This is a genomic window from Pseudomonas capeferrum (assembly GCF_013523055.1).
GTDB classification, from domain to species: domain Bacteria; phylum Pseudomonadota; class Gammaproteobacteria; order Pseudomonadales; family Pseudomonadaceae; genus Aquipseudomonas; species Aquipseudomonas capeferrum_A.
Genome location: NZ_JAAMQM010000044.1, coordinates 1 through 6,538 on the forward strand (window position 1 = coordinate 1; position 6,538 = coordinate 6,538).

Annotated in this window: 3 protein-coding genes and 1 pseudogene; 2 read left to right on the forward strand and 2 right to left on the reverse strand. The window is 64.5% G+C overall.

Annotation, left to right across the window (positions count from 1 at the left end):
- Window positions 1–950 precede the first annotated feature (950 nt).
- Entirely contained in the window at window positions 951–4,991 is a 4,041-nt protein-coding gene (locus G7009_RS27150) for a bifunctional nitrate reductase/sulfite reductase flavoprotein subunit alpha (protein ID WP_181133358.1), read from the reverse strand.
- A 351-nt stretch (window positions 4,992–5,342) separates the two neighbouring features.
- Between G7009_RS27150 and G7009_RS27155 the strand changes: the two genes are divergently transcribed.
- Window positions 5,343–5,546: a ParD-like family protein gene (locus G7009_RS27155; RefSeq protein ID WP_181133359.1), complete on the forward strand. Its 204-nt coding sequence runs from the start codon at window positions 5,343–5,345 to the stop codon at window positions 5,544–5,546.
- Window positions 5,543–6,328 (forward strand): type I methionyl aminopeptidase, encoded by a 786-nt coding sequence (map, locus tag G7009_RS27160; RefSeq protein ID WP_181133360.1) that lies wholly within the window; start codon window positions 5,543–5,545, stop codon window positions 6,326–6,328. The genes G7009_RS27155 and map overlap by 4 nt, the downstream gene beginning before the upstream one ends.
- A gap of 83 nt (window positions 6,329–6,411) precedes the next feature.
- On the opposite strand, the pseudogene G7009_RS27165 reads toward map, so the two are convergent.
- Window positions 6,412–6,538: pseudogene (locus G7009_RS27165) on the reverse strand (M24 family metallopeptidase); the annotation flags it as partial.

Here is a 6,538-nt window from a genome sequence, read left to right on the forward strand (position 1 = left end):
AACTATGGGAGCGGGTTTACCCGCGAAGAGGCCAGCCTTACCACCCTCTGTGTACGGCAAGGGCTGCGCCCTTGTTCGCGGGTCAACCCGCTCCCACAGTTACCGCGGCGGCTTCATAAATGTTGTCCGCGCGGCAGCGCAGGCCAATGGGATGGCCGAACACCTATAAAGATCGGCGCGAAATGCACGAGCACGGTGCAGCGTTCACCATCCTGAAGCACTCAATACACATCCCGGCGATAACGCTTGTTGCGGTTCAACGCTTCGACGGAGGTATCTGCCCATTCACGCTCTCCACGGCGCAAGACCACTCTGACAGGAAAATGTTATCTCGTTGATTTCAGTGTCTTCTCTGCCGCCGCGGTAACTGTAGGAGCGGGTTTACCCGCGAAGAGGCCAGTCTTGCCACCCTCTGTGTACGGCAAGGGCTGCGCCCTTGCTCGCGGGTAAACCCGCTCCCACAGTTACCGCGGCGGCTTCAGAAATGTTGTCCGCGCGGCAGCGCGGCCCAACGGGGTGGGCGAACTCCTATAAAGATCGGCGCGAAATGCACGAGCACGGTGCAGCGTTCACCATCCTGGGGCACTCAATACACATCCCGGCGATAACGCTTGTTGCGGCTCAACGCTTCGACGAGGTATCTGCCCATTCACCCTCTCCACGGCGCAAGACCACTCTGACTGGAAAATGTTATCTCGTTGATTTCAGTGTCTTCTCTGCCGCCGCTGTAACTGTGGGAGCGGGTTTACCCGCGAAGAGGCCAGCCTTGCCACCCTCTGTGTACGGCAAGGGCTGCGCCCTTGTTCGCGGGTCAACCCGCTCCCACAGTTACAGCGGCGGCTTCAGAAATGTTGTCCGCGCGGCAGCGCGGCCCAACGGGGTGGGCGAACTCCTGTAAAGATCGGCTCGAAATGCATGAGCACGGTGCAGCGTTCACCATCCTGAAGCACTCAATACACATCCCGGCGATAACGCTTGCTGCGACTCAACCCCTCGACGTAGGCATCCGCCGCCGCCGCGCTCATCCGGCCATGCTCGGCTACCAGCTGGCGCAGCGCGTTGTCGACATCCTTGGCCATGCGCTGGGCATCGCCACAGACATAGAAGTACGCCTCCTCCTCCAGCCAGCGCCACAGCTCCGCGCCCTGCTCGAGCATGCGCTGCTGGACGTAGATCTTTTGCGCCTGGTCGCGGGAAAAGGCGGTTTCCAGGCGCAGGTGCCCGCCGGCCTGCCAGGCCAGCAGCTGGTCACGGTAATAGAAGTCGCAAGCCTCATGCTGCTCGCCGAAGAACAGCCAGTTGCGGCCACGGGCCCCGCGCGCCTCGCGTTCCTGGAGAAACGCGCGAAACGGCGCGATACCCGTCCCGGGGCCGACCATGATCACGGGCAGGCTGTCGTCTTCGGGCAGGCGAAAATGCTTGGAAGCCTGCGGGAAGATCGCCACGCGCGCATCGTCGGCGCGGTCGGCCAGGAACGTCGAGCACACACCCTTGCGCGCAGCGTAGCGCACCGTGGACAGGGTCAGGTGCACTTCGCCGGGATGGGCCTTGGGGCTGGAACTGATGGAGTACAGCCTCGGCTGCAGCGGCTTGAGCAGCGCGAGCCAGGCGGACACCGACAGCGACTGCGGGAACTCACGCAGCACATCGGCCAGTTGCCGCCCCCAGAGCCAGTCCTTCAGCTCGCAGCTGTGCTCGGGAAGCAGCAGGCGACGCAGATCCTCGGCCCCGGCAGCGCGAGCGAACATATCGAGTTGGTGCGTGGTGACGCGGGCGATTTCCAGATGCTCTTGCAGTGCGACCGCCAGGGGCATGATCGGCTTGCCTGGAAGCTCGATCGACTGCGCACTGTCGAGCTGCATCAGACCCAGCAGTTCCTCGACCAGTGCCGGGCAGTTACGAGGCCAGACGCCGAGGGCATCGCCAGCCTCGTAGGTAAAATCGCCGCCGCGCAGATCGAACACCAGTTGCCGGGTTTCCTTGCTGGCGCCAACACCATTGAGGACACGGTTTTCCAACACTCGCGCCTGCCAGGGATTCTGTTTGCTGTAGCCGATCACCGTGCGTGTCTCGACGACGGTCGGCGGCGTGGCGCCCGGCTTCAAGGCCGTCAGCAAGGCTTCGAGCCACTGGTCGAAGGCCTCGTCGACGTCGGCTTCGCAGTCGACCCGCTCCAGCAGCCGCTGGGCGCCGAGTTCGGCCAGGCGCTGGTCGAGCTTGCGACCGAACCCGCAGAACTGTTCGTAGCTCGAATCGCCCAGCGCCAGTACGGCATAGGGCACTTCCCGACAAGAGCAAGCTCGCTCTCCCTGCAGCGCCCGCCAAAACGCCGAGCCGCTGTCCGGGGCTTCGCCGTCGCCAAAGGTGCTGGCGATCAGCAGGACGCTGGCGGCGCCTTGCAGGTGCCGCGGTTCGATCGCTTCCATGCAACTGAGCTCGACTGCCAGTCCCTCGTCGCGTAGCCGTTGCGCACAGCGTTCGGCCAGGGCCTCGCTGGTGCCGGTCTGCGACGCCCAAAGCACCCGATGCGGGCGACGCTCGGCAATTGCCACTTCCGGCGCCTGCGCCGTTGACTGGGCGAACAGGCCTGCGAGCAGACCATCGACGAACAGACGGTGTTTCGGCGTGAGGGGTGCGCCTACCGGCAGGCGGGGTACGCCGCCGACGCGTCCCTGGTCGAGGCCGAGCAAGAAGCCTTGCAGGTAATGCTGTTCGTCTTCGGCCAGTACAGGCAGGGGCAGCTTGTCCAGGCCCAGAAGCCGGGATACAGAGGAAGTCGGCATGGCAATGCGCTCCGAAGACGGCTCACACGTCAGGTCAAGGGCTTCGATGCGCTCGCCGCCTACCCGTTCCAGGGCCACGGCGCAGTGCTTGAAGGCCGGCTGCAGGGATAACGGGTCGACTGCATCACAGGTCACGGCATTGATGGCCAACTGCTCGCCCCAGACATCGTTCCAGTGAAACGGCGCAAAACAGCTACCCGACAGGACTCGATCGGTGACGCGCGCCGGCAACACGGCCTGGCCGCGTCGAGAACGGATGGCCACCTGGTCCCTGTCGGCGATGCCCAGGCGTGCGGCATCCTCGGGATGCACTTCGATGAAGGGACCGGGTTCGAGCTTGTTCAGGGCGGGGACCTTGCCGGTCTTGGTCAAGGTGTGCCACTGGTGCTGTACGCGACCGGTATTGAGTACCAGGGGAAAGTCGTCATCGGGTAGCTCGGCGGGCGCAAGCCACGGGCGGGCAAAGAAGCGCGCCTTGCCAGACGGGGTCGGGAAGACCAAGGTCGGCTGCTCAGCCTCGGCGGGATTCGATCGGGCCTCGCCACGGCTGTCGACCCGGTAGCGTATCGGGTTGCGATCATTCTCGCGGCCCGGCGCGCAGGGCCATTGACGAGGCTTCTCGCGCAGCTCGGCATAGCCGATGCCCCGCAGGTCATAGCCGGTGGCTGGGTTGCAGAAGCGGCGGATCTCGTCGTATACCGCCTCGGCATCGGCGTAGTCGAAGGCCTCGGCATAGCCCATCGCGCAGGCGACGCGGGCGATGATCTGCCAGTCGGGCAGGCTTTCGCCGGGAGGCTCGACCGCGCGCGGCATCAAAGTCAGGTTGCGCTCGCTGTTGATCATCACGCCCTCGCCTTCGGCCCACAGCGCGGCAGGGAGGAGTATGTCGGCGTGGCGGTTGGTCTCGGTGTCGAGGAAGGCATCCTGGGTGATCACCAACTCGGCAGCGCGCAGACCATCGATCACCTGCTGGCGATTGGCGACACTGGCCACCGGATTGCTGCAGATGATCCAGCAGGCCTTGACGTCGCCGGTCTTCATCTGCTCGAACAAGGCCACGGTGCCCTCCCCGCCTTCGCTGCGCAGGCTGCCGGGCGCCAGGTCCCATTGCCGCTCGACGAAGGCACGGTCGGCTTCGACCAGCGCCGATCGCTGGCCAGGCAGGCCCGGGCCCATGTACCCCATCTCGCGCCCGCCCATGGCATTGGGCTGGCCCGTCAGCGAGAACGGTCCGCTGCCCGGGCGGCAGATGGCGCCCGTGGCCAGGTGCAGGTTGCACAACGCATTGCTGTGCCAAGTACCGTGCACGCTCTGGTTGAGGCCCATGGTCCAGCAACTCATCCAGTTGCCGGCCGTCCCGATCCACTCGGCCGCCTGACGGATATCGGCTTCCGCCAGCCCGGTCAGCGTGGCGACATGCGCAGGTGTGTAGTCGGCCAGAAAGTCCGGCATCGCCTCCCAGCCTTCGGTGTGCAGGGCAATGAATCGGGTGTCGGTACGGCCCTGCCGATGCAGCAGATGAAGCAGACCGTTGAGCAGGGCCAGGTCGGTGCCGGGCTTGATCTGCAGGAACAGGTCGGCCTTGCCGGCGGTGGCAGTGCGCCTGGGATCGACGACGATCAGCTTGGCCCCGGCCTTCAGACGGTCGAGCAGACGCAGGAAGAGGATGGGGTGACAGTCCGCCATGTTCGCGCCGATGACCAGAAACACGTCGGCGTGCTCGAAATCCTGGTAGCTGCCGGGCGGGCCGTCGGCGCCCAGCGAGAGCTTGTAGCCACTGCCCGCGCTGGCCATGCACAAACGCGAATTGGACTCTATGTGCCGGGTACGGATGAAGCCTTTGGCCAGCTTGTTGGCCAGGTATTGGGCTTCCAGGGACATCTGTCCCGATACATACAGGGCCACGGCGTCCGGCCCGTGCTCGTCGATGATCGCGCACAGGCGTCGGGCGGCCTCGGCAATGGCGTCGGCGGTGGCCGACTGCACCGGGTCCTGGGCGCGCCGCTGACGCATGAAGGCATGCTGCATGCGTCCGGCGGCGTCGAGCGGCACGTGGGCAGTCAGGCCTTTGGTGCACAGTCTGCCGAAGTTGCTCGGGTGCGACTTGTCACCGCTGATCTTGCTGACCTTGCCGTCCTTCACGGACATGACGATGCCGCACCCTACCCCGCAATACGGGCAAACGCTGCGAACCTCGCTGCTGCTCATCGGTCGATCTCCTGCCTGCACAAACGACAAAGGCGCCGGCCGCCCCGCTTGCGTCAGCAAACAGGGCAACACGGCGCCTTTGTCGTGAAGGGTTGGGTCATCGGCATTGACGACCCTATACAGGCAAATCAGCAAAAGTCGGGCCAGTCGCCGCGAAAGAACGGCCGCACCTGGGCGGATGCTTCGCGAGGCCGCAACCGCCTGCCACAGGGCGGCAGGATCGGTCGCCAGCGAGATCGCCGACGACGCGCAGACTGCACCTGCTTGGTGATGCGCGCACCAGCAGGTGGCACAGTGGGACGGTTATCCTATATGATCCATATACGTTTCATATATTCAAGGACTGCCACTATGGGCATCGTCAAGATCTCCGACAACCTGCATGAAGACCTGCGCGTGGCCAGCAATGCGCTGTCGCGCTCGATCAATGCGCAGGCTGAATACTGGATTCGCATCGGCATGCTTGCCGAGCTGCACCCCCAAGCCACCTACCAGGAACTGCTGCGCCAGTTGTTGCGCCAGGAACAGGCCACTCTCAAGGCGCTGGTCCAATGAGCCAGGTCGTCATCAAGGATGCCGCGCAGCTGGAGCTGATGCGCCGCGCCGGTCAGTTGCTGGCCGAAGTCTTCGCCGACCTGGACAGGTTCATCCGCCCCGGCGTCACCACGATGCAGATCAATGATCGGGCCGAGGCCTATATCGTCGAGACCCTGCGGGCGCGTCCCGCGAGCAAGGGCCAATACGGTTTCCCCTACGCGCTCAACACCTCGGTCGACCAAGTGGTCTGCCATGGCATGCCTGACGCTGGCCAGGTGCTGGCGGCGGGGTCGATCGTCAACGTGGACATTACCCTGGAGCGCGGCGGTTATATCGCCGACTCGTCGAAGATGTACTGCGTCGGCGCGATCAGCGAAGAGGCCCGCCGCTTGGTGGACACCACGTATGCGGCGCTGTGGAAAGGTATCGAGCAGGTACGTCCGGGAGCGACGCTCGGTGACATCGGCCATGCTATCCAGGTCCACGCCGAAGCGGCGGGTTATAGCGTGGTACGCGAGTATTGCGGGCACGGAATCGGCCAACAGATGCACGAGGCCCCGGAAGTGCTGCACTACGGACAGCGCGGCAGCGGCCTGAAACTCAAGCCGGGGATGGTGTTCACCATCGAACCGATGATCAATCAGAAAGGTCGGGGCGTACGGACCTTGCGCGATGGTTGGACGGTGATCACTCGCGACGGGGGCTTGTCGGCGCAGTGGGAGCACATGGTCGCGGTGACGGCGGACGGGTATGAGGTGTTGACGTTGCGGGAGGAGGAACGGAAAGCGGCTTGTCGGTAGCGGTTTGAAGCGCAGGCTGAGCGCAGAATTGTCCGCTAGGTAGGAGGCTGATGCTTATCTTCCGCCTTGGGGTTTCCTGTGCCGCCGCTGCCGCGCTGTCCGTAGTGCAGCACTTCCGGGGCCTCGTGCATCTGTTGGCCGATTCCGTGCCCGCAATACTCGCGTACCACGCTATAACCCGCCGCTTCGGCGTGGACCTGGATAGCATGG